Annotated in this window: 19 protein-coding genes; 9 read left to right on the top strand and 10 right to left on the bottom strand. The window is 65.1% G+C overall.

Translation table 11 applies throughout. The annotated features are described in order from the left end of the window. Positions 1 to 82: 82 nt before the first annotated feature. The 6 genes from ACREXZ_RS09890 to ACREXZ_RS09865 all read right to left on the bottom strand — a co-directional run bounded on the left by ACREXZ_RS09890 (position 83) and on the right by ACREXZ_RS09865 (position 7633). A complete protein-coding gene (locus tag ACREXZ_RS09890) occupies positions 83 to 2209 on the bottom strand; it encodes a phosphocholine-specific phospholipase C (RefSeq protein WP_431763871.1) in 2127 nt (708 codons plus the stop codon). 79 nt (positions 2210 to 2288) lie between these two features. Then, positions 2289 to 2804 carry a hypothetical protein gene (locus ACREXZ_RS09885; RefSeq protein WP_431763870.1) on the bottom strand — a complete coding sequence of 172 codons (516 nt, stop codon included), beginning with the start codon at positions 2802 to 2804 and terminating at the stop codon, positions 2289 to 2291. 183 nt (positions 2805 to 2987) lie between these two features. Continuing rightward, positions 2988 to 3824 carry an alpha/beta fold hydrolase gene (locus ACREXZ_RS09880; RefSeq protein WP_431763869.1) on the bottom strand — a complete coding sequence of 279 codons (837 nt, stop codon included), beginning with the start codon at positions 3822 to 3824 and terminating at the stop codon, positions 2988 to 2990. Between the two features lie 17 nt (positions 3825 to 3841). Further along, entirely contained in the window at positions 3842 to 5446 is a 1605-nt protein-coding gene (locus ACREXZ_RS09875) for a benzoate-CoA ligase family protein (protein ID WP_431763868.1), read from the bottom strand. A 110-nt stretch (positions 5447 to 5556) separates the two neighbouring features. Beyond that, a complete protein-coding gene (locus tag ACREXZ_RS09870) occupies positions 5557 to 7152 on the bottom strand; it encodes a 3,4-dehydroadipyl-CoA semialdehyde dehydrogenase (protein WP_431763867.1) in 1596 nt (531 codons plus the stop codon). 13 nt (positions 7153 to 7165) lie between these two features. Beyond that, on the bottom strand, positions 7166 to 7633 hold the full coding sequence (locus ACREXZ_RS09865; protein WP_431763866.1) for a DUF4863 family protein: 468 nt from the start codon (positions 7631 to 7633) through the stop codon (positions 7166 to 7168). A gap of 202 nt (positions 7634 to 7835) precedes the next feature. Here ACREXZ_RS09865 and ACREXZ_RS09860 point away from each other — a divergent pair, with 202 nt between their 5' ends. From ACREXZ_RS09860 to ACREXZ_RS09830, 7 genes are all read left to right on the top strand, one after another. Then, positions 7836 to 8780 (top strand): helix-turn-helix transcriptional regulator, encoded by a 945-nt coding sequence (locus ACREXZ_RS09860; protein WP_431763865.1) that lies wholly within the window; start codon positions 7836 to 7838, stop codon positions 8778 to 8780. A 128-nt stretch (positions 8781 to 8908) separates the two neighbouring features. Continuing rightward, the gene (gene boxC / locus ACREXZ_RS09855) at positions 8909 to 10588 is read left to right on the top strand and encodes a 2,3-epoxybenzoyl-CoA dihydrolase (protein WP_431763864.1); all 1680 of its coding nucleotides are present in this window, start codon (positions 8909 to 8911) and stop codon (positions 10586 to 10588) included. Between the two features lie 52 nt (positions 10589 to 10640). Beyond that, positions 10641 to 12068 (top strand): benzoyl-CoA 2,3-epoxidase subunit BoxB, encoded by a 1428-nt coding sequence (boxB, locus tag ACREXZ_RS09850; protein ID WP_431763863.1) that lies wholly within the window; start codon positions 10641 to 10643, stop codon positions 12066 to 12068. Between the two features lie 12 nt (positions 12069 to 12080). Continuing rightward, positions 12081 to 13331 (top strand): benzoyl-CoA 2,3-epoxidase subunit BoxA, encoded by a 1251-nt coding sequence (gene boxA / locus ACREXZ_RS09845; RefSeq protein WP_431763862.1) that lies wholly within the window; start codon positions 12081 to 12083, stop codon positions 13329 to 13331. Between the two features lie 279 nt (positions 13332 to 13610). Further along, a complete protein-coding gene (locus ACREXZ_RS09840; RefSeq protein WP_431763861.1) occupies positions 13611 to 14390 on the top strand; it encodes an amino acid ABC transporter substrate-binding protein in 780 nt (259 codons plus the stop codon). A gap of 20 nt (positions 14391 to 14410) precedes the next feature. Continuing rightward, complete coding sequence (locus ACREXZ_RS09835; RefSeq protein ID WP_431763969.1) at positions 14411 to 15091, top strand: amino acid ABC transporter permease; 681 nt, start codon at positions 14411 to 14413, stop codon at positions 15089 to 15091. Continuing rightward, on the top strand, positions 15088 to 15855 hold the full coding sequence (locus ACREXZ_RS09830) for an amino acid ABC transporter ATP-binding protein (RefSeq protein WP_431763860.1): 768 nt from the start codon (positions 15088 to 15090) through the stop codon (positions 15853 to 15855). The genes ACREXZ_RS09835 and ACREXZ_RS09830 overlap by 4 nt, the downstream gene beginning before the upstream one ends. 19 nt (positions 15856 to 15874) lie before the next feature. Here the strand turns inward: ACREXZ_RS09830 and ACREXZ_RS09825 are convergent, their stop codons facing one another. Both ACREXZ_RS09825 and ACREXZ_RS09820 read right to left on the bottom strand, forming a co-directional pair. Beyond that, positions 15875 to 16735 carry a class I SAM-dependent methyltransferase gene (locus tag ACREXZ_RS09825; RefSeq protein ID WP_431763859.1) on the bottom strand — a complete coding sequence of 287 codons (861 nt, stop codon included), beginning with the start codon at positions 16733 to 16735 and terminating at the stop codon, positions 15875 to 15877. Between the two features lie 136 nt (positions 16736 to 16871). Further along, positions 16872 to 17549, bottom strand: coding sequence for a cadmium resistance transporter (locus ACREXZ_RS09820; RefSeq protein ID WP_431763858.1), 678 nt, complete (start codon positions 17547 to 17549; stop codon positions 16872 to 16874). Between the two features lie 152 nt (positions 17550 to 17701). Between ACREXZ_RS09820 and ACREXZ_RS09815 the strand changes: the two genes are divergently transcribed. Then, a complete protein-coding gene (locus tag ACREXZ_RS09815) occupies positions 17702 to 18217 on the top strand; it encodes a hypothetical protein (protein ID WP_431763857.1) in 516 nt (171 codons plus the stop codon). 116 nt (positions 18218 to 18333) lie between these two features. Beyond that, positions 18334 to 19566 (top strand): outer membrane protein assembly factor BamC, encoded by a 1233-nt coding sequence (bamC, locus tag ACREXZ_RS09810; protein WP_431763856.1) that lies wholly within the window; start codon positions 18334 to 18336, stop codon positions 19564 to 19566. Positions 19567 to 20157: 591 nt separating this feature from the next. Here bamC and ACREXZ_RS09805 read toward each other — a convergent pair. Together ACREXZ_RS09805 and ACREXZ_RS09800 are read right to left on the bottom strand one after the other, a co-directional pair. Next, positions 20158 to 21087: a DMT family transporter gene (locus tag ACREXZ_RS09805; RefSeq protein ID WP_431763855.1), complete on the bottom strand. Its 930-nt coding sequence runs from the start codon at positions 21085 to 21087 to the stop codon at positions 20158 to 20160. 325 nt (positions 21088 to 21412) lie between these two features. Further along, a complete protein-coding gene (locus ACREXZ_RS09800; RefSeq protein WP_431763854.1) occupies positions 21413 to 23011 on the bottom strand; it encodes an L-lactate permease in 1599 nt (532 codons plus the stop codon). Positions 23012 to 23358 lie beyond the last annotated feature (347 nt).

The raw sequence follows: 23358 nt of genomic DNA, 5'->3' as shown, positions 1-23358 counted from the left end.
TGCACGATACGGCACCGCCGGCCTCCAGATAGATTGCGAACCCGGCACGAGGCCGGCCCGCAACCGGGCAACTACCCGGCTACTACGATTGACCGCCAAGCGCCGGATCGCTTCTGCTGCTGCGCCCCGTTTCGACGTGACCGCTGAAGCGTCGCACGAACGTCGGATCGGTATCGACCGTGACGGTCAGGTCGTACCAGCCGTACACGCGGCGCAGGTCGAAGTACAGCGACTCGTTATCGCCGCCGCGCACCTTCTTGTGGGTCACGTGGCTCGGATCGTACGCATTGGCGATCGTGAACGTGCATGCCGCGGTGCCGGTATTGCGCAGGCGCAGTTGCAGGTTGCCGTTCACGATGTCGTAGCCTTCGGTGACTTCCGGAATCGCTTGCGGAGCGGTGCCGCTCGGGTCCATCGCCGCGAGCGAGCCCGCGATGCGACGCAGGAAGCTGTTCGGACCGGACACCGTATAGTCGAACGCGCCTTCGTGCTGGAACGGCAGCAGGTAATCGACGAGCCGCTTGCCCGCTTCGATCGTGTAGGTGCGCGGCCCGTAAATGCTGCCCGCCGAATAGACGAGCAGCGACACGGCGGCACGGCCCGTGTTGATGAAGCGCAGCGTCAGCCGGCTGCTACCCGATTCGTGCGCGACCCGGACAAATGTTTCGTAAGGCAGCGCGCGCAGCGGACGCACACCCGGTTCCTGTTTCGGCAAGGCCTGCGCCGCGGGCGGCAGCGGCACGTAGTCGGGATGGCGCAACTGGTCGGGCGGTGCATAGCCGCTCGTGTCCGGCAACGTCGGGAACGCGTCGTTCGGGTTGATGAAGTTGAACGCCGACGTCAGGTCGCCGGACACCGCGCGACGCCACGACGTGATGTTCGCTTCGGGGATGTTGTACTGGCGGCCGAAGCGCGCCTCGATAAACTGGATCACCGACGTGTGGTCGAACACTTCCGAGCACACCCAGCCGCCCTTCGACCACGGCGACACGACGATCATCGGCACACGCGGCCCCATTCCAAAAGGACCCGCGCCGTACGAGCTGTTGCCCGCGAAGTTTTCGTTCGAGGTATCGACGGTCGACAGGCCGTTGGCGTTGTCGGTGGTCGGCGCGAACGGCGGCGGCACGTGATCGAAGAAGCCGTCGTTCTCGTCGTAGTTGATGAGCAGCACCGTCTTGCTCCACACCTCCGGGTTCGACGTCAGTACCTGCAGCACCTGATCGATGTACCACGCGCCGTAGTTGACCGGCCAGTTCGGGTGCTCGGAATACGCTTCCGGTGCGACGATCCACGATACCTGCGGCAGCGTGTTGGCCTGCACGTCCTGGCGCAGAACGTCGAAGAAGGTGCCGCTCGCCGACACGTTGGTGCCGGTGCGGGCCCTGTCGTACAGCGGGTTGCCCGGCTGCGCATTGCGATACTGGTTGAAGTACAGCAGCGAGTTGTCGCCGTAGTTGCCGATGTACGGGTTCTGCGTCCAGCCCCACGAGCCGTTCGCGTCGAGCCCCGTGCCTTGATCCTGATAGATCTTCCACGACACGCCCGCGTTCTGCAGCACTTCCGGGAACGTCGACCAGCCGTAGCCAGCCTCGGCATTGTCGACCACCGGGCCGCCGCCGCTGCCGTCGTTGCCGACCCAGCCGGTCCACATGTAGTAGCGGTTCGGATCGGTCGGGCCCATCAGCGAGCAGTGGTACGCGTCGCAGATCGTGAATGCGTCGGCGAGCGCGTAGTGGAACGGCATGTCGTCGCGCGTCAGGTACGCCATCGTGGTCGTGCCTTTCGACGGCACCCACTGGTCGTAGCGGCCGCCGTTCCACGCGGCGTGCGTCGAACCCCAGTCGTGCGCCAGATCCTGCAGGAACTGCAGGCCGAGGTTCGGCGCAGTCGGATGGAATGGCAGCACCGAGCCGATGTCTCCCGGGAGGAGCGGCTGGTTGAATACGGACTGGCCGGTCGGCAGATTGATCGCGCGGGTGTCGCCGAAGCCACGGACGCCGCGCAGCGTGCCGAAGTAATGGTCGAACGAACGGTTCTCCTGCATCAGCACGACGATGTGCTCGACATCGCGGATGCTGCGCGTCGTATTGTTGGCGGGAATTGCCAGCGCGTTACGGATGCCGAGCGGCAGCATCGATAACGCGGTGGCGGAGCCGGCAGCCTGGGCGGCTGCGCGCAGAAAGTCTCGACGGTTTTTTGAGGTCATGTTGAGCTTCGATCTTCAGGTTGGATGTGAGCCACGGTGCAAGACAACTCGGCACGGCACCGTTCCGGGTGCAGCAACTTCAGTCGACGGTATGAATGACGGGGGGAGCGAGGGGGCCGGACGCCGCCGCGTCGGCTTCAGCCGGCGTCTGCGCGGGCGTCTCGACGATCGAGGACGGTGGAATCTGGACTGCGGGAGCGGCGTTGGTGCCTTCCGTGAACTGCGAGGTGAGTGGCGTATTGAACGACGAAGCAGCCGACGACTGCGTTTGGGATGACTGAACAGTTTGCGGCGGGTCGGACGCGTCAGCGTGCGCACCGTCGTCGTTGCCGCACGCAGCGAGCGCGCCGGCGCAGAGACTCGCGATCAAAACGGGCAGCACGCACGCGGTGTTGCGCTGCAGCGCGTAAGTCAAACGTTTGTAGCGGCGCGCGCAAAAAACGGCGGCACCCCGAGCGGCGCCGAAGGTGGCGCGACAGGCAGCGCTACGAAATCTTGTGGGGAATGCGGGCGACATGGGCGTCCTCCAGCGACGACGCGACAGGCCGGGAGACGCATCGTTGCTTTGCACGTCCGCCCAGCGACGCGCCAGCATACTCTGCGGCGTATTTAAAAAATATGAATTGGGGGGTCGAAAAAAAATGGCTCGGCGAGCTAAAAAAAATAACTCGGCGCGTTAAAAAATAAGCGTGAAGCGATAAGGAAACAAATTGTAGGAACGCTTAGTACGGACACATTTTTATGCCTGCTGCGTGCGCCGGCCTGGCGACCTGACACCTCAGCGGCTGCGCACCGTCTCGACGAACGACGCGATCGCGTCGGTGAGCGCGCGCGGCGCGTCGCGATGCGGCGAGTGTCCGCAGCTTTCGAGTTTCGCGAGCCGCGCATGCTGCACCTGCGCGGCGATCGTGTCGATCTGCGCCATCGTCCCGTAATGGTCGTCGTAGCCCTGCACGGCGAGCAGCGGACAGCGGATCGACGGCAGCCTGCCGACGATATTCCACGCGCGGAAGGCCGGGTCGAGCCAGATGTCGTTCCAGCCATAGAACGCGGAATCGACGTCCGCGTGATAGCGCGCGAGCCGGTCGCGTAGCTCGCCGGTTTCGTACGCGAGTTTCGCCTCCGCGATACTGTCCACCGACACGTCCTCGACGAACACGTGCGGCGCGATCGCCACCGCACCGGCGAGCGCGTCGGGGAACGCGGCCGCGTACAGCAGCGCGATCGAGCCGCCGTCGCTGTGGCCGATCACCCACATCCGCGCGCGCGTCGCGGCGTCGATGCCGAGCACGTTGAGCAGCGCGGGCAGCACGTCGAGCGCCTGGTCGCGCATGAATTCGACCGGCCAGCGCTCGCCGGGCGGACGCGGCGTCGAGTGGCCGTAGCCCGGCCGCGAATAGACGAGCCCGCGCAGGCCGAGCCGCTCGCACAGCGCCTGCGGCCAGTCGCGCCACATGGCGATCGAGCCGAGGCCTTCGTGCAGAAATACCGCAAGCGGTGCGTCAGGTAGCCCGGCATCGAGCCAGCGATATTCGAGCCGCAGCGCACCGCGTTCGGCCGTGGCGGGCAGTGCGGCGAATGCGCTTCCGGTAGGGGCGGCAGTAAAACCATGCATCGAAATAAATCCCCGGTTCAGAGCAGTTCCCGCAGCTTGAAGCGCTGGATCTTGCCGGTTGCGGTTTTCGGCAGATCGTCGACGAAGACGATGTCGCGCGGGTATTTGTGCGGGGCGAGCCGCGCCTTCACGAACGTCTTCAGTTCGTCGGTGAGTGCATCGGACGCGTCGGCACTGTGTTTCAGCACGACGAATGCGCGGGTTTTCACCAGGCCGCCATGATCGACGCCGACCACCGCCGCCTCGAGCACCGCGTCGTGCTGCACGAGCACCATCTCGACCTCGACCGGCGATACATATTGTCCGCTGACCTTCAGCATGTCGTCGCTGCGTCCCGCGTACACGTAGCAGCCGTTTTCGAGTCGGCGGTACTTGTCGCCGCTGCGGATCCATTCGCCGAGAAACGTCGCGCGGGTTTTTTCGCGGTTGCTCCAGTACATCATCGCGGCGCTCGGCCCCTTGATGAACAGGTCGCCGACTTCGCCGTCCGCGACCGGCTGGCCCGCGTCGTCGCGCAGCTCGACGTCGTAGCCCGGTACCGGACGGCCGGTCGTGCCGTAGTGGACGTCGCCCGCGCGGTTCGACAGGAAGATGTGCAGCATCTCGGTCGAACCGATGCCGTCGAGAATCTCGCAGCCGAAATGCGCGGTGAAGCGCTCGCCGATCTCGCGCGGCAGCGCTTCGCCCGCCGACGTGCAGACGCGTAGCGCGACGTCTGTACGTGCGGGCAGGTTCGGGCACACGAGCATGTTCGCGTAGAGCGTCGGCACGCCGTAGAAGATGGTCGGGCGATGGCGGACGAGGCGTGTGAACACGGCGTCGGCGGTGGGACGCTCGGCCATCAGCACGGCGGTTGCACCGACGGACAGCGGAAACGTGAGCCCGTTGCCAAGGCCGTACGCAAAGAACAGCTTCGCCGCCGAAAACACCACGTCGTGCTCGCCGATGCCGAGCACCGGCTTTGCGTACAGCTCGGCGGTCCAGTAGAGGTTCGCGTGCGTGTGGACGGTGCCCTTCGGCTTGCCGGTCGAGCCCGACGAATACAGCCAGAATGCGATGTCGTCGGCACCGCTCGACGCCGCGCGCACGGCCGGCGGCGATCGGTCGATCAGCGGCGCGAGCACGTACGCGCAGGGCAGGTCGGTGGGGCCGGGCTGCGACGCAATCAGCAGGCAGCCGTCGTGTTCCGCGTCGCCGAGCGCTTGAGCGACGACCGGCAGCAGCGCGCCCGATGCGATCACCGCGCGCGCGTGGCTGTGCGTCAGCATGTAGACGTAGTCGGCCGACGTGAGCAGCGTGTTCGCGACGACCGGCACGACGCCCGCATACAGCGCGCCGAGAAACGCGACCGGCAACTCGACGGTGTCGAGCATCACGAGCAGGATGCGTTCTTCCGCGTGGATGCCGAGCTCGCGCAATGCAGTGGCGAAGCGGTGTGCGCGGTCCTCGAGTTCGCCGTACGTAGTGGAACCTGTGTCGTCGATGTACGCGACTTTCGCCGCACGCGACCGGTTGAGGTCGAACAGGTGCGCCGCGAAATTGAAGCGGGCGGGCGGCGGCGCGGGCTCGAGTGCGGGCGCGCGGGTAGGTGGATCGGCCGGCGTGTCCAGCAGGGCTTCCATGTTTCCTCCAACGGTGGGGCGGCGTGTGCTCGATCTGTGTCGATGGGGCGTCGATGGTGCGTAATCAGTCGAACTGCGACGTCGTTATTGATGTGGTGAAGGCCGGTGCGTCATGCGTTGGGCAGCACGGTCGTCTGCGCCAGTGCGTCGAGCGCTGCGGCTGGTGCCTGTACCGCGCTGCGCCGGTGATAGAAGCCGAGCGCGCGCAGACCGCCGAGTTCCTCGCCACCGCCTGCGCGTCCCGGTCCGCCGTGCAGCGACATCGGCATCACGTTGCCATGGCCGGTGTGACTGCGCGCGACCGCAGGCGATACCGCATGCACGCGACCGTGCGAATCGGCGAGTTCGAGCGCGACGCGTGCGAGATGTGCATCGTCGTTCGCGTACACCGATGCAACCAGCGATCCTTCGCCGCGCCTTGCGAGCGCGACCGCATGCGCTTCGGGCAATTCATCCGCCGCACTCGACACCCGATACGGCGCTAGCGTCGCGACCGGGCCGAACACTTCGACGTCATGCAATCGCGCAGCACGATCCGGATCGTGCGCGACGAACAGATGTGGCGCGACGCATGCGGCGATGGTGGGATCGGCATCGACTGGTTGTGCACCTGAACCGTCGAACACGAGTTCCGCTTCTTCGCGCAGCGTCGCGATGCCGGCGCGTACCGCGTCGTACTGCGCACGGCTCACGAGCGAGCCCATCGTCACCGCTTCGTTGCGCGGGTTGCCGGTTACGACATTTGAGAGCCGCTGCCGCAGTGCATCGGCGGCTGCATCGAGAAACGCGGACGGCACGAACGCGCGACGGATTGCCGTGCATTTCTGCCCGGACTTCACGGTCATCTCGCGAGCGACTTCCGTGACGAACAGATCGAATGCCGCGCTGCCGGGCGCGGCGTCGGCACACAGGATCGCGCTGTTCAGGCTGTCGGCCTCGACGTTCAGCCGCGCGCCGCGTCGCACGAACGCAGGATGCGCGCGCAGCGTCGCGGCCGTTTCCGCGGAGCCGGTGAACGACACGACGTCGAACGCTCGGACCGGATCGAGCAGCCCCGCCGAGCGCCCACAGATAACAGACAGCGCACCCGGCGGCAGGATGCCCGCATCGACGACATCGGCGACCATCCGCTGCGTGAGCCAGGCGGTCGCGGTGGCGGGTTTGACGATCACCGGCACGCCGGACAGCAGCGCGGGCGCGGCCTTTTCCCACAACCCCCACGACGGAAAGTTGAACGCGTTGATGAACAGCGCGACGCCATGTGTCGGCACGAGCAGATGCTGCGCGGCAAACGATCCATCCTTGCTGAGCGACACTGAAGGGCCGTCGCGCAGTGCGTGCACGTCACCAAGCGTGGCGCCCAGCTTCGCGTAGTACGACAGCGTGAAGAGGCCACCGTCGATGTCGATCGCGGAATCGCTGCGCGTCGTGCCGGAATTCGCTAGCGCGATTGCGTAGTAGTCGTCGCGCTTGCCCTGCAGCAGCTTGCCGATTTCCGCGAGCTTCGCCGCGCGGGCTGCGTAAGTGAGTGCACGCAGTGCGGCGCCGCCTTGTTCGCGTGCGAACGCGAATGCGTTGGCGAGGTCGATCCCGTCGCCCGACACGCGCACGAGTGACGCGCCGGTGACGGGATCGGTCAGCGTGATGCCGGGGCCGCCGCCGGCGACCCAGCGGCCCGCGACATGGTTGAGCAGGAGTTCGGTCATCGTGGGGTTCCGGTCATGAAGGAGTGAATTCGATTGCGCCTTGCGGCAGCAGATACAGCACGAGCGCTTCGCCGCCCGCGACGGTCGGACGATGCGCGCTGCCCGGGCCGTACACGCACCAGCCGGCCGGATGGCCGTCGAACGTCGCGCCTTCGGTGAGCGGCATGATCAGATCGATCTCGCCGTGCGGATGCACGTGATGCGGGCCGGCGATGTCCTTCATGTCGACGACGTCGACCGAAAAATCGTGCGTGTCCGGCAGCGCCTTGAAGATGCGTCCATAGCGCAGGCCGCCGGCTTCGCGGTTGCACAGCCAGCCTTGCGCGACGCCTTCACGGCACGCGTCGGCGAGTTCGCGGAATACATCGCTGTGCGCGGGCCACGTGTCGTTGAGCCAGTCCGCGAGCGCGGCGTCGATGGGACGGCCGGCCAGTTGCGACGTGACGCCTGCAACCAGGCGCTGAAAATCGGGAGGGGACATGCGAATCTCCTGGGCCGTTCGCGCGCACTGTATTGCATGCGCGACGGGGCAGCTGTCTCCGGGCACTGCCGTTACGCGGCAGCGGGCGAAACATGTTTGTTGGCGAATTTGTAATTCAGCCAGCTTTTGGCGAAAATTAACCGCTTGCCTGATGCATGTCAAGCACTATAGTACATATCGACGCGCAAACGGAATCCATCATATGAAGCAAACTTACTCTGTCGATCCGGTCGCCGACGTCGCGGAATCCGATGCGCCGAAGGGCGAGCGCGAAGAGCGCGATCCGTTTCTCACGGCGATGGGCGAGCGCGTGCGGCTGCTGCGCGCGCGTCGCGGGATGACCCGCAAGGCGCTTGCGCAGGAGACTGGTTTGTCCGAGCGGCATCTGGCGAATCTCGAGTCGGGGGTCGGCAATGCGTCGGTGCTGGTGCTGCGGCAGATCGCGACGACGCTGAACTGTCCGCTCGCGGAAGTGATCGGCGACGAGACGACGGCGTCGGCGGAATGGCTGCTGATCCGCGAGCTGTTGCAGGGTCGCGACCAGGCCGCGCTGCAGCGCGCACGGGTGGCGCTCGGGGAGTTGTTCGCGCAGGCGCCGCGCGACCCGCATCGCAAGGACCGGATCGCGCTGATCGGCCTGCGCGGTGCCGGCAAGTCGACGCTCGGGCGGATGCTCGCGCAGGAGCTGAAAGTGCCGTTCGTCGAGCTGAATCGGGTGGTCGAGCAGCTAGCCGGTTGCCCGCCGTCGGAGATTCATTCGCTGTACGGGGCGAGTGCGTATCGCCGCTACGAGCATCGCGCGCTCGAGGCGGTGATCGGCGAACACGAGCGGGCGGTGATCGCGTCGCCGGGCGGGCTCGTGTCGGAGGCCGGCACCTTCAATGCGCTGCTCACGCACTGCTACACGATATGGCTGCAGGCGACGCCCGAGGAGCACATGCGCCGCGTCGTCGCGCAGGGCGATCTGCGACCGATGTCCGGCAACGCCGAAGCGATGGACGACCTGAAGCGGATTCTCGCGGGACGCAGCGAGCTGTACGGCCGCGCCGACATGACGTTCGACACCAGCGAGAAGACGCTTGCCGATGCCTACCTGCAGCTGCGCGACCGGCTGGCCGCGCGTCTGGCGGCGGAAACCGCGGACTGACCTTCCGCGCCCTGATCACCAGGGTTTCTCCTTAAAATGCATTAAAGTGCTTTACGCGTGCAGATTAGTGCATTATTGTTCGATCAAGCTTGTATCGAACAGCGTGCATTCATTAGGAGAGACGCTCCATGTCCACAGCAGAATCCGTCGCGACCGCCGTCCGGCCGGTCGACTATCGGACCAACCCCTCGCAGTACCGGCACTGGAAGCTGTCGTTCGACGGCCCGGTCGCGACACTCGGCATCGACATCGCCGAAGACGGCGGCATTCGCGACGGCTACAAGCTGAAGCTCAATTCCTACGACCTCGGCGTCGACATCGAACTGCACGACGCGCTCCAGCGCATCCGCTTCGAGCACCCCGAAGTGCGCACCGTCGTGATGACGAGCCTGAAGGACCGCGTGTTCTGCTCGGGCGCGAACATCTTCATGCTGGGGCTGTCGTCGCATGCGTGGAAGGTCAACTTCTGCAAGTTCACTAACGAGACGCGCAACAGCATCGAGGATTCGTCGCGTCATTCAGGGCTCAAGTTTGTCGCCGCGGTGAACGGCGCGTGCGCGGGCGGCGGCTACGAACTGGCGATGGCCTGCGACGAAATCTGGCTGGTCGACGATCGCTCGTCGTCGGTTGCGCTGCCGGAAGTGCCGTTGCTCGGCGTGCTGCCGGGTACCGGCGGTCTCACGCGGCTCACTGACAAACGCAAGGTCCGGCACGACCGCGCGGATATTTTCTGCACGGTGGTCGAAGGGATTCGCGGCGAGCGCGCGAAGGAGTGGCGGCTCGTCGACGAGGTCGTGAAGCCGAACCAGTTCGATCACGCGATCAACGCACGCGCACTCGAACTCGCTGAACAGAGCGACCGTCCCGCCGGTGCGCGCGGCATCGCGCTCACCTATATCGAACGCACTGAACGCGACGACGGCCTCGGCTACGCGACCGTCGACATCGCGATCGATCGCGCGAAGCGCACGGCGACCTTCACCGCGAAAGCGCCCACCGCGCCGCAACCCACCGATATCGACAGCATCGTCGCCGCCGGTGCGCAGTGGTGGCCGCTGCGCTTCGCGCGCGAACTCGACGACGCGATCCTGTCGATGCGCACCAACGAACTCGACATCGGTACGTGGATCTTCCGCACCGAAGGCGATGCACGCGCAGTGCTCGCGGCCGACGCATCGCTGATGCAGCATCGCGATCACTGGTTCGTGCGCGAAACCATCGGCCTGCTGCGCCGGACGCTTGCGCGGATCGACGTGTCGTCGCGTTCGCTGTTCGCGCTCATCGAGCCGGGTTCGTGTTTCGCCGGTACGTTCGCGGAATTCGCCTTCGCCGCCGACCGCTCGTACATGGAGTCGCTGCCGAGCAACGAGGATGAAGAGCCGCTGCTCACGCTGTCCGAAGTCAACTTCGGTTTGTACCCGATGGTCACGCAGCAGTCGCGGCTCGCGCGGCGTTTCTACGACGACGCGCAGCAGCTCGACGCAGTGCGCGCGCAGATCGGTACCGCGTTGCGGCCGCTCGACGCCGAACGTCTCGGCCTCGTCACCGCCGCGCCCGACGATATCGACTGGGCCGACGAAATCCGCATCGCGCTCGAGGAACGTGCCGCGATGTCGCCGGATGCGTTGACGGGCCTCGAAGCGAATCTGCGCTTCAACGGTCCGGAGACGATGGAGACGCGCATCTTCGGCCGGCTCACCGCGTGGCAAAACTGGATCTTCAACCGGCCGAACGCCGTGGGCGAGAAGGGCGCGCTCAAGGTGTACGGCAAGGGCAGCAAGGCGCAATTCGACACCGCGCGGGTTTGAACGTTTCGCGCACTGCGCGACCACTGCGCCTCTCTCCGCACAAGGAACCGACATGTCCACGATCAACTACAGCGAAAAGATCCCGAACAACGTGAACCTCGCCGACGACCGCACGTTGCAGCGCGCGCTCGAGCAATGGCAGCCGAACTTCCTCGCCTGGTGGGGCGACATGGGCCCCGACGGCTCGCACGGTTACGACGTCTATCTGCGCACCGCGACCAGCGTCGACGCGGGCGGCTGGGCGCATTTCGATCACGTGAAGATGCCGGACTATCGCTGGGGCATTTTTCTCGCGCCGGGCGACGCGGATCGCAAGATCCATTTCGGCGAGCACAAGGGCGAAGCGGCATGGCAGGACGTGCCGGGCGAGCATCGCGCGAACCTGCGCCGCATCATCGTCACGCAGGGCGACACGGAGCCGGCTTCGGTCGAGCAGCAGCGTCATCTCGGACTCACCGCGCCGTCGATGTACGACCTGCGCAATCTCTTTCAGGTGAACGTCGAGGAAGGACGCCATCTGTGGGCGATGGTCTACCTGCTGCATCGCTACTTCGGTCGCGACGGTCGCGAGGAAGCGGAAGCGCTGCTCGGCCGCCGCTCGGGCGACGACGACAACCCGCGCATTCTCGGCGCGTTCAACGAGAAAACGCCGGACTGGCTCGCGTTCTACATGTTCACGTACTTCACCGACCGCGATGGCAAGTTCCAGCTGTCCGCGCTCGCGGAGTCGGGCTTCGATCCGCTCGCGCGCACGACGAAGTTCATGCTGACCGAAGAAGCGCATCACATGTTCGTCGGCGAATCGGGCGTGTCGCGCGTCGTGCAGCGCACCGCGCAGGTCATGAACGAACTGCAGACCGACGACGTCGCGCGTTTGCGTGCGGCCGGCGTGATCGATCTGCCGACGATCCAGCGCTATCTGAACTTCCATTACTCGGTGACGATCGATCTGTTCGGCGCGGATCATTCGTCGAATGCGGCGACGTTCTACAGCTCGGGGCTCAAGGGCCGCTATGAAGAAACGAAGCGCGACGACGATCATCAACTGAATGGCCAGAGCTACCGGCTGCTCGACGTGCAGGACGGCAAGCTCGTCGAGCGCGAGGTGCCGATGCTGAACGCGATGAACGAAGTGCTGCGCGACGATTACATCAAGGATTCGGTGGCGGGGGTAGGGCGCTGGAACAAGGTGCTCGAAAAGGCCGGCATCGAGTTTCGCCTGACCGTGCCGCACAAGGCGTTCAACCGGCAGATCGGCACATTCGCCGGCGTACGGCTCACGCCGGACGGTCGCGTGATCGACGCAAGCGAGTGGGCCGCGAACGAAGCGAAGTGGCTGCCGACGCCGGAAGACCGCGCGTACGTCGCGTCGCTGATGGGCCGCGTGACCGAGCCCGGCAAGTTCGCGAACTGGATCGCGCCGCCGGCGATGGGGGTGAATCGTCAGCCGGTTGATTTTGAGTATGTGCGGTTTAACTGAAGAGATAGACACATGAGCGCCCCAGTATCGATCGACATCCTGAAGCAGCATCTGATCGATCCGGAAATCTGCATTCGCTGCAACACATGCGAAGAGACGTGTCCGATCGATGCGATCACGCACGACGCGAATAACTACGTCGTGAAGGCCGACGTCTGCAACGGCTGCATGGCATGCGTGCCGCCGTGCCCGACCGGCGCGATCGATAACTGGCGCACGGTGCGACGCGAAGACGCGTACGCGATCGACGCGCAGTTCACGTGGGACGTGCTGCCTGAAGAGCGTGCGTTGCCGGTGTCCGAGGCAGGCAGCGACACGGTACCCGTAGTGGCCGGTGAAACCGATAAAGCCATACCCGTACCCGGCCCTGCAACCGACACAGTACGCGGCTCGATCGTCCCGCCATGGTCCGCGGCCAAGCCGTACGTGAATCTGTACACGCACAAGGCGCCGACACGCGCGACGGTGGTCGGCAACTATCGCCTCACCGACGCCACGACCGACAGCGCAATCCATCACATCGTGCTCGATTTCGGCGCGACGCCGTTCCCGGTACTCGAAGGGCAATCGATCGGCATCCTGCCGCCGGGCGCGACCGCCGACGGCCGTGTGCATCACGCGCGGCAGTATTCGATCGCGAGCCCGCGCGACGGCGAGCGGCCTGGCTACAACAACGTGTCGCTGACGGTGAAGCGCGTGCTGCAGGATCATGCGGGCAATCCGACGGCCGGCGTCTGCTCGAACTACCTGTGCGATCTGAAGAAGGGCGACGTGGTCAGCGTGATCGGTCCGTTCGGCGGCACATTCCTGATGCCGAACCATCCGAATTCGCATCTGCTGATGATCTGCACCGGCACCGGCTCCGCACCGATGCGCGCGATGACCGAGTATCGCCGGCGGCGTCGTCTGAAGGGGGCGACCGGCAAGCTGATGCTGTTCTTCGGCGCGCGCACGAAAGAAGAGCTGCCGTACTTCGGGCCGCTCACGAACCTGCCGAAAGATTTCATCGACACGAACCTCGCGTTTTCGCGCACGCCGAAGCAGCCGAAGCGCTATGTGCAGGACGCCATGCGCGAACGCGCGCCCGACGTCGCGCAGTTGCTGAAGGACGACAACACGCACATCTATGTGTGCGGGCTCAAGGGAATGGAAGACGGCGTGCTGCAGGCACTGAAGGAGATCGCCGAAGCTCAGGGGATGCCCTGGGATCCACTATGGGAACGACTCAGGATGGAAGGCCGGCTGCACCTCGAAACCTACTGATCCGCTTTAGATCCGATCCCCGCTTCATTTGCCACATCAGTTACCACATCGCTTACCACATCATTCCGCGCCGCCCACCCCGGCGGCGCGCGCCTCAGGATTGCCGAGCCTTGCCAACGCATCGCGATCGGTCTTATTCTCCCCTGGTATATTCTTCAAGCGCAAAATGCGTTGTGGAAATAAGGACCGTTTGCTACAGTCCGGCCACTCCGCCGGACCGGCGTTTGAGCCGGCCTGGCACCGCAAAACCGACACCCCATACCTACGGAGCTCATTCTGATGAAGTCGATTCGATCCATCCTGTTGATTGGTCTGCTGCAGGTCGCAACGGCGACCTCGGCGTTCGCGGCCGACGGCCTCGCACAGATCAAGGCGGCCGGCGAGTTCAAGATCGGCACCGAGGGTACCTACGCGCCGTTTACCTTTCACGATGCTTCGGGTCAGCTGACCGGCTTCGACGTTGAAATCGGCCGCGCGATCGCGCAGCGGCTCGGCGTGAAGGCCGTGTTCATCGAAGGCAAATGGGACGGCCTGATCGCCGGTCTCGACGTGAACCGCTATGACGCCGTGATCAACGAAGTCGCGGTGACCGACGCGCGCAAGGTCAAGTACGACTTCTCCTCGCCGTACATCGTGTCGCACGCAGCACTGATCGTGCGGTCCGACAACACCACCATCAAGACCTTCGACGACCTGAAGGGCAAGAAGTCCGCCAACACGCTGACCAGCAACTTCGGCAAGATCGCGGCCGCGCACGGCGCGGATGTGATTGCGGTGCAGGGCTTCAACGAATCGGTCGATCTGCTCACGTCGGGCCGCGTCGACGCAACGGTCAACGACTCGCTGTCGTACCTCGACTTCAAGAAGCACCGCCCCGACGCGAAGGTGAAGATCGTCGCGCTCGACGACTCCGGCGACGCCGACAAGTCCGCCGTGCTGCTCCGCAAGGGCAACCCGGAACTGGTCGCCGCGATCGACAAGGCGCTCGCCGACATGAAGGCCGACGGCACCTACGCAAAGATCTCGGACAAGTACTTCGGCAAGGACGTATCCAGGTAAGCGCACGGAGCGTCTGAATGATGCCGGCATGGTTGCAATTGATGGGGCAGTCGCTGTGGCCGCTGCTTTATGCAGGGCTGCTGTTCACGGTGCCCCTCACGCTCGTTTCGTTTGCGCTCGGGCTCGCGCTCGCGTTCGGCGCCGCGCTGATCCGCCTGTTCGGGCCCAAGTGGGCGGTGGCGATCGTCCGCTTCTATGTGTGGCTGATTCGCGGTTCGCCGCTGCTCGTGCAGCTGTTCGTGATCTTCTACGGGTTGCCTAACGTCGGCATCGTGCTCGATCCACTGACGGCGGCGATCATCGGTTTCTCGCTGAACGTCGGCGCGTACAACTCGGAAGTGATCCGCGGCGTGATCGAGTCGATTCCGAAAGGGCAGTGGGAAGCCGCGTACTCGATGGGGATGACGCGCGGCCAGGCATTGCGCCGCGCGATCCTGCCGCAGGCGGCGCGCGTCGCGTTGCCGCCGCTGTCGAACTCGTTTATCTCGCTCGTCAAGGACACGTCGCTCGCGGCGGTGCTGACCGTGCCGGAAATTTTCCAGGCCGCGCAGCGCATCGCATCGGTGACCTACGAGCCGCTGATTCTTTATACCGAGGCCGCGCTGATCTATCTAGTGTTCAGCTCGATCCTGTCGTCGGCCCAGGTGCGGCTCGAGCGCAAGTTCGGCCGGCACGCGCTTTTCCAGTCGGGGAACGGATGATCCGCCTCTCCAGTATCGACAAGTATTTTGGCGAACACCGCGTGCTTTCCGCGGTGGATCTCGCGCTCGAACCGGGTAACGTGACCGCGCTGATCGGACCGTCCGGCAGCGGCAAGAGCACGCTGCTGCGCTGCGTGAACCTGCTCGAGATTCCCGAGGCGGGCACGCTCGAACTCGGCGATCAGCGACTCGAATTCAGCCGCACGGAAAAGCCTTCACGTGATGCGGTGCTCGCTGTGCGCCGGCGCACCGGCATGGTGTTCCAGAACTTTCAGCTGTTCCCGCATCGCACGGTGATCGAGAACGTGATGGAAGGTCTGCTGACCGTGCAGAAGTGGGATCGCGAGCGGGCCCGTGTACGGGCGCACGAACTGCTGACCAAGGTCGGCATCGCGCACAAGGCGGACGCGTGGCCTGTGACGTTGTCGGGTGGACAGCAGCAGCGCGTCGCGATTGCGCGTGCGCTCGCGCCGTCGCCGGAGGTACTGCTGTGCGACGAGCCGACGTCCGCGCTCGATCCGGGCCTCGCGGCCGAAGTGGTCGAAGTGCTGAAGCAGCTCGCAAAAGAGGGGATGACGATGCTGATGGCGACGCACGACCTGCGGCTCGCCGCATCGATTGCGCGCGACGTCGTGTTCCTGAGCGACGGCGTGATCGTCGAATCGGGCAGTTCGCGCGATGTGTTCACGCGCCCGCGTCAGCCTGAAACTGCAAGCTTCGTGTCGACGCTTACGCAGACTCTGCCGGACGCGTGGGCGGAGTAAGTCTTTTTGCCGCCGCGGTTCAATGCGCGGCCGGCTTGATGAACGTCAGCGTCATCCGGTCGGATTCGCCGATCGCCGCGTAACGCGCGCGATCAGTCGCGCCACCCTGATAGGTCGGCGGCAGCGACCACACGCCGTGCGGGTAATCCTTCGTGTCGCGCGGATTCGCGTTGATCTCGCTGCGCGCGAGCAGTTCGAAACCGGCCGCGCGCGCATGCGCGATCACGTAGTCTTCGGTCACATAGCCGCTATCGATGATCTGCTGCAGCGATGTGCCCGGCGTCGCGCGATGTTCCTCCACACCGAGTTCGCCGCCCTGTTTCAGCGCCGCGTAGAACGCGCGCAGGTTCGCGTCGATCTGGCCGTCCTTGATCCAGTTATGGATGTTGCGGAAGGTCAGTACGCGGTCGATCGTGCCGTCCACCGGAAAGCTGAACCGGCCGTTCTGCAGCGTCCCGACGATCACATTCGAATACAGCGCCGGCGTGCCCGCGAGCTTGCGTGCCAACACGGCGTTCACCGTATGTTCTTCCGCTGCGGAATCGGCCGACGGGCTCGCGTATTCCGCTTCGTAGAGCGTGCCGCGATCATGCAGATAGGGTGCCAGGATTTCCGTGTACCAGCCGCCGCCAGGCGCGATTTCGAGCACGCGCTGGGTCGACGCGACCGTGAAGAACTGCAGCGTTTCCTTCGGATGGCGGTAGACGTCGCGTGCTTTCGCGGCGTCGCTGCGCTGCGGACCGGCGAGCGCGGCATCGAGCGATGCGTTGTCCGCATGCGGCGTGGCGCAGGCGGCGAGCAGCAGGGCCGACGCTGCGATGCATAGCGTGGTGCGCAGGGTGTTGAGCGGAGCGATGAGCGGGTGACGGAGCGTGCGCATGGTGGCGAGCGTGTGAAAGAGGGTGGGCAATGGCGCCATTATCGGACGTGAACGCGTGGCGCGTATCCGGCAATCGATATAACCATATCGGCAAGGCGGGGTTGCCTGCGTGTGCTTGCGTTTGCTTGCGTTTCCACTAACCCGTCAGCAGCCGCCACGTGCCGTGCTCGACGATCACCGAGCAGCCGACGACCAGCAGTACCAGCGGCAGCAGTGCCGCACCGTAGCGCCGCAACGGCGCGCCGAGCAGCGGATGGCGCACGAGCCACACGGCACCCGCGCACCACAGCGCGGTCATCGCGCCGAAGACCACCGTGATCGATGTCGTGTCGATCGCATTGCGGCCCGCGTAGAGCGCGACGTAGACGGCGAGGTTGTCCGAGCCGTTGGCGATCGCGACACCCGCGACGGTCCACGCGGATGCGCTTTGTTCGGTCAACTGGCGTTGCATCGGTTGCGCGGTTTTTTGTGAGGCGGGTGACCCGTACAAGCGCAGCGAACGCAGCCACGTCCAACCCTTGCCGAGACCGACTGCGACCGGCAGCAAGCCGAGGAGGCCGATCATGCGATCGGGCACGGATGCGAGCAGCGCGGCAATCGCGAGCGACGCGACGACCAGCGCGGCGGACCCGATGCACTGTCCGATGACGATGCGGCGCGTCTCATCTCGCGTGTCGCCGCGCTTGCCGCCGCGCACGTCGGCGAGAAACGCGAGCAGCACGAACAGGTTGTCGATGTTGGTCGCGACGTAGGCAGCGACCGCGAGCACAGCGACGGCGGTGAACGACGGCAACGAGGCGAGCGGCAGGATCATCTGAAATGGAGGAGGTGCGGGAGGTTCCGGCGAGTACGACAGCGCCTTGCGATACGTCGGCCGCCCGTATTCTGCCAGCCGACGCCGCGCGACGGGCAATCACGTGCGGTCGCTACGCTACAATTGGCGTCGCACTGAACTACGGAAGCTCGATGAAGACCCGCACCTTGATTCTCGCAGGCCTCGCGGCGGCGGCCGCACTGTCGGCCGGATGCGCCGCCGTGTATCGCAACGGGAACGCCTGCGAACAGACGATGCGCGACGCGCTCGCCGCCGAATCGTCCGATCCGCTGAAGGTCTCGCATACGGGCGTTGCGATCTACGGGTCGCGGGTGGTCGTCGAAGGCGAGATCACGCGGGTGGCGTCGGCGGTCGCGGCGGCTTCTGCTCCATCGGCTGCATCGGCGGTGGCGGTGGCTTCGGAAGATGAGGGTGGGTCGGAGGCGTCAGCCGCTTCGGCCCCGCTCGCGGCGTCGGCCGCGGGCGCATCCGTACCCGCCGCATCGAAGGGCATCGCGAAACTGCTGAAGGTGAAGGTCAAGCCGAAGCCCGTCAAAACTCCCGCGGCCGCCGAATGCACGTACGACCGTAGCGGCCTTACCGCGTTTCGCTGGCTCGCGCCGGCGGAGCTCGTAAAGACCACTGCACACACCGATTCCACCGACTGACGCACTTCGCGTCTGTCTCCCTCCACGCCGCTTTTTGCACATCCTCTCGCTGGATCGGTAAAATGTCGGGTTGATCCACGGAAACTTGCCGTGGCGTTGCAAAGGATTCCCCGAACATGACTGATCTTCGTCTTACCAAGCGGTTCGCAGCATTGCTGATGGCAGGCGGACTGGTCGCTGGTTGCGGCACCTCGTCGCCGACCAAAATCGACTACAAGAGCGACTCCAGATCGAAGCAGGTGTCGCTTGCCGTCCCGCCGAACATGATCGACGAAACGCCCGATCAGCGTTCGCTGCCGCCGCAGGGCGGCGAAACGTCGCTTTCTTCGCTGCAGCAGGTCCAGAAGGCCGCGCCGCCGACCAACGAGGTCGTGCCGCCCGTCAGCAACATGCACATCCAGCGCGATGGCACCGAGAGCTGGCTAGTCATCGACAACAAGACTCCCGATCAGGCCTGGACGCAGATTCGCCGCTTCTGGCAGGAGCAGGGCTTCCTGCTCGTCGTCGATCAGCGCGACAAGGGCGTGATGGAAACCGACTGGAACGAAACCCACCCATCGGTCAACGACGGACTGATCCGCAACACGCTGTCGAAGGCGCTGGGCAACTCCTACGTCACATCCGAGCGCAACAAGTACCGCACGCGTCTCGACTCGGCACCGAACGGCGGCACCTACGTGTTCATCAGCCAGAAGGGTATGCGCGAAGCGCTGAGCGGCGCGAACAACGACAGCAGCAAGTGGGAACCGAAGCCGAACGATCCGGCGCTCGAAACCGAATACCTGAAGCGGCTGATGGCATCGCTGGCACTCGTCGATGAGCGCAGCAGCGCCGGCGGTTCGCAGAACGCTTCGCTGTCGCCGGCAGGCTCGCAGACCGCACCGGGCGCCGCCACCGCGGGCGCGAAATCGGCGGCGGCCGCCGCTGCCGCGCAGAACGTCGCGCTGGCTGCGCAGACGCCCACGCCTGGGTCGTCCGACAACAGCAGCGACTCGTCCGCGCAGTACACGTCGACCGAACTCACGCTCGGCGAGCCGTACGACCGCGCATGGCTGCGCGTGGGCCTCGCGCTCGACCGCAGCAACTTCACGGTCGACGATCGTGACCGCGCACATGGCCTGTACTACATCCGCTACGTCGATCCGCGCGATCTGACCTCTGCGGAGCAGGGTTTCTGGAGCCAGGTGTTCCATGGCAAGAAAGAGAAGGTCGCGAAGCAGTATCTCGTCAACGTCCGCGCGGTGACGCCGGAGCAGACGCGCGTGGCCGTCGTCGACGGGAAGGGGGACATCGATGCGTCGCCGCAGGCGAAGCAGATCATGTCGCTGATGGTCGATCAGTTGCGCTGACCCATCGAGCCGGGGTTGAGCGGCCTCCGCGGCCGCGACCCCGGGGCTCGACTACCGGCTCGATTCCCGGCTTGACTCCGGATCTCAAGCCTCCAAAACCCGCCCCGGCGCCAGCCGCGGCGGGTTTTTTCATGTCTGAAGAACCTCTGCCACGTAACGTGACGTTACGCCGTAACGCCGCGGGCGCCCGCCCTCCGTTTTTTGCCGCAGCGCACCCACACCCATAACAATCAAGGAGTTGCGCTGGTCGATCCATGACATCGACTGCTGGCACGTAAGCTGCTTTTATCCCCCTGACGCGGGACGTAAGCCTTATGTAGCAAGGGTTTGAGCGTTTTCCCGCAGTGTCACCGAACTCGCGCACCGGACGACGAACCGGTGCGACCTCCGACGACGGCTCGCGTGCCTTGCACGCGAGCCCCGGTGGCCCCGTCGCCTATCCTCGTAGGGCGACGGTTTCGCCCGCGCTCCTTTGGAGTGCGGGCTATTTTTTTGGTGACGACGGAAAGCGCTGAAGAAACGGCGCGGCCCCGGAAATACCGGGGCCGCGCCGTCATGTCGGAGAGGGGTGGAGGCGTTCGGCCAAGCGTGCTAAGCGTGTTTTTCGCCGCGACGTCCGAAACCCGGGACGCGCTTGACGGCGCCGGTCGCGAGTGCGGTGCCGACCAGAATTACCGCGCAGCCTTCGACCATGCCTATCGACACGCTCTCGTGCAGAAACAGCGTGCCCCACAGGATGCCGAAGATCGGGATCACGAACGTGACGGTGATCGCGCGGGCCGGTCCGATGACCGCAATCAAGTGGAAGAACAGCATGTACGCAACGCCCGTGCACGCGAGCCCGAGCCCGAGCACCGCGCCCCATGCTCCGGGCGAGACCGGTGTGGCCGGCCACCAGATTACCGCGAGCGGCAGCAGGACGATCGTCGCGCCGGTCATCGTGCCGGCCGCGACCGTCAACGCGTCGACGCCGGTCAGGTAGCGCTTCGTGGCGTTCGCGGCGATGCCGTACAGCAGTGTCGCGCCGAGCGCCGCGCCGGCCGCGAGTGCGGTGGTCGCCGGCGTGGCCGACGCACCGTGCGGCGTCGCGATCTGATCCCACACGAGCATCAGCACGCCCGCGAAGCCGACGACGAGCCCCAGCACGCGCAGCGCGGTCAACCGGTCGCGCAGCCACAGATACGCAACCAGTGCGCCCCACAGCGGCGTGGTCGCGTTGATCACCGACGTCACGCCCGCCGACAGCGTCAGCTCCGCATACGCGAACAGACAGAACGGTGCGGCCGAATTGAGAATCCCGACGATGAGCAGCGGCCACACATGCGTGCGCAGCGTGTCGAGCGATTCGCGCAGCGGACGGCGCGCGACCATCAGGATCAGCAGGAACAGCGCGCCGATGCCGACACGCACCGCCATCAGCGGCGCCACACCGAAATCGGCGACGCCGACGCGGATGAACAGGAACGAGGCGCCCCACAGGGCGGCGAGAACGAGAAGCTGGGCGATGTTGGCTGGATTCATGAGGTCGGCGTTGCGCGCGGTTGGGACGCAATGTGCACGCATCGTAGCAGCGCGGTCGCGCGAGAAGCTTCACGCCGCAATGAAATGGCAAGAAACCGGAGACCTGCGCGGAGACCCGTGCGGAGACCGGCGCCGCCCGAGGCTGCGCATTCGATGGCTGTCATCCTAAACGCGCGCGATGCGGCGTTCAAAACGATCAATTCTCACGCGTATGTGAGAAAAATTGCGAGTGAGGGCGGGGAGGGCAATGCAGGGCAATGGGATGAGGTAAAGCGCTGCGCCGCAGAGCAATATGCGGCGCAGCGTAACCCTGATACGTCGCGCGTCAGTGCGGAATCATCCCCGTCAGCACGTTCTGCTGTAGCCACACGAGGATACCGAGCGCCACCGTCAGGATGATCGAGTGCTTGAAGGTCTTCGCGAACACGACGCCTTCCTTGCCCTTGAGGTCGGTGGTGGCGACGCCGGTCGCGATGTTCTGCGGCGAGATCATCTTGCCCATCACGCCGCCCGACGAATTGGTCGCTGCCATCAGCACGGGGTTCAGGTTCAGCTGGTTCGCCGCGACGACCTGCAGGTTGCCGAACAGCGCATTGCCCGACGTATCGCTGCCGGACAGGAACACCGCGACCCAGCCGAGGAACGCGGACACCAGCGGGAAGAACGCGCCCACCGATGCGGCGCCGAGCCCGAGCGTGTAGGTGAGTCCCGAGTAGTTCATCAGATACGCGAGGCCGACGATCGTCGCGACGGTCAGGATTGCGATGCGCGTCTGCACCCACGTATCGACGATCGCACAGCCGAACTCGCGCACACCGAGGCGGACCACCAGCGCGGTGATGATCGCGGCGACGAGGATCGCGGTGCCGGTCGCGAGTGGCTGGAAGTCCCACACTGCGCCGTAAGGCGTGTTGTACAGCGTGATGAAGACGGCCTTGTTGAGGCCGGGCCACGGGATCTTCACGTCGCCGATCAGGAACACCTTCGCGATGGTCCAGACGATCACCACGGCCGCGACGATCAGCCACGGATACCAGCCCTGCGCACCGCTCACCTTGCCGCGCACCTCGTTCACGCGATCGACGTTGACCGCGAACGCGGGGTCGGCCGCGGGTTTCCATACGCGCAGGAACGCGATCGTGAGAATCAGCGACACCAGCGACGACAGCACGTCGGTCAGGCTGTAGTTGATGTAGTTCGACGTGACGAACTGCGTGAGCGCGAAGCTCGCGCCCGACACCAGCAGTACGGGCCACACACGCAGCATGTTGCGAAAGCCCGCGTAGACGCCGATCACATAGAACGGCAGCAGCAGCGCGAAGAACGGCAACTGGCGGCCGACCATTTTCGCGAGCGAGTCAGTCGGCAGATGGGTCACTGCGCCGAGCACGGTGATCGGCACGCCGAGCGCGCCGAACGCAACCGGTGCGGTGTTGAAGATCAGCGTGAACGTGAGCGCCTCGAGCGTCGGGAAGCCGAGCAGGATCAGCAACGAACTGGTGATCGCGATCGGCGTGCCGAAACCCGAGATGCCTTCGAACAGCGCGCCGAACGAGAAGCCGATCACGACGAGCACGATACGCCGGTCGTTCGGCAGGTTGTCGATCATCCACATGCGGAACGCCGCGAAGCGCCCCGAGCGCTGCGCGATGTTGTACAGCAGGATCGCGGAGAAGACGATCCACATTACCGGCCAGCACGCGAACACCGCGCCCGCGACGACTGAATTCACTGCAAGCCCGGCCGGAAACTGCCAGCCGAAAATCGCGACGATCAATCCCACGACGAGCCCGGCCAGCGATGCCTGCCACGCGGGACGGCGGGCCCAGCCGAGCAGGATCAACACCACGACGATCGGTAGCGCGGCGACGACGAACGATGGCAACAGCGAGTTGCCGATGGGGGTTAACAATTGGTGGAACATCACGTCTCCTGTGGATTGGAATTCGCGCTGTCGACCAGAGTTGGCGCTTTAGCGCTTACTGTGGTCCCAGGCGCTTACTCCAATCCCATGCAAAGCTTCGTTGTTGTTCGAATCGACGTTTTGTTTTCGACTGCGGCGCGTCGGTCGGCGTGGGGTCGCGTATTAAGCAGATAGTGCGGTGTGGCACCTGCCAGCATAGAACCCCCGCCGGTTACGTCAAGGCGGGAAACTACGCGGACGCGGTGCGGGAAGAAACGGGTGTCGCGGATCGTTGCGTGTCGTTGCGCGCGGTCTGCGAAGGCGGGGGAGAGGACGAAGGCGCGTGTGGACGCGTCCACGGTTGCCCG

The organism is Paraburkholderia sp. (genome assembly GCF_050742655.1).
In the GTDB taxonomy this organism is placed as follows: domain Bacteria; phylum Pseudomonadota; class Gammaproteobacteria; order Burkholderiales; family Burkholderiaceae; genus Paraburkholderia.
Note: the sequence above shows the minus strand (reverse complement) of the source record. Positions and strands in the feature narration are given on the sequence as shown.